Source organism: Desulfobulbus alkaliphilus (assembly GCF_016918545.1).
GTDB lineage: Bacteria > Desulfobacterota > Desulfobulbia > Desulfobulbales > Desulfobulbaceae > Desulfobulbus > Desulfobulbus alkaliphilus.
This window is the reverse complement of record NZ_JAFFQC010000117.1, coordinates 1-640: the sequence shown is the minus strand read 5'-3', so window position 1 is coordinate 640 and position 640 is coordinate 1. Positions and strand designations below refer to the sequence as shown.

The 640-nt window shown below is 50.9% G+C and carries 1 protein-coding gene; it reads left to right on the top strand.

Annotated features, from left to right (window positions below; genetic code table 11):
- Positions 1-40: 40 nt before the first annotated feature.
- Positions 41-625 carry a hypothetical protein gene (locus tag JWG43_RS17650; protein ID WP_205244267.1) on the top strand — a complete coding sequence of 195 codons (585 nt, stop codon included), beginning with the start codon at positions 41-43 and terminating at the stop codon, positions 623-625.
- Positions 626-640: the final 15 nt, after the last annotated feature.

Genomic DNA, 640 nt, shown 5'->3' with positions numbered 1-640 from the left:
GTCATCACTAATTGCATTATAGTGACGGAGCGATTATTCTTTGAATCAAGATGACACGCAGTACAAAAGAGAGCATGGAATGGAGGAGATGAAAAAGCGCGGCCGCCCCAGTACAGGGATCGCCAAAACCTCCGCAGAGCGCTCCGCCGACTATCGTGCTCGCAAGGCAGCCGAATTGGCCGAGCGTGAAGCTAAATGGCGTGAATTGGAGGCAGAGCGAGAGGCTCTTGATAAGGCGTGGTGTGCTGAACGAGGTATGGATTGGAATGAGTTTCAAGAGGTCAGACGCGAGGCCAGCCGCAACGCAGCGCAGTACGCTCGTGACTTAATGAATAAGCTTCTGGAAAGGGAAGCGGATGAGGAACGAGAACAGGAGGCGTTTTGCGTTCGGGAAGGCATTGATTGGAGGGAAGTTAAAAAGTATCTGAACAGGCAGAAGGGGGACATCAAGAAACTAACTAAGGAGATTGAGGCAATGAGTGCTGACTATCACCGTATGGAAGCGTTGAAAAAACGTGAGGCTGTAGTGATGGATCGCGAAGCGGTGTTGGCTAAACGCGAAGCCTTAGTGGCCGAACGGGAGAGTGCATTGGCAATTCGAGAGCAACTTCCAGTTACGATATAACAGTAAGGAGAGGGT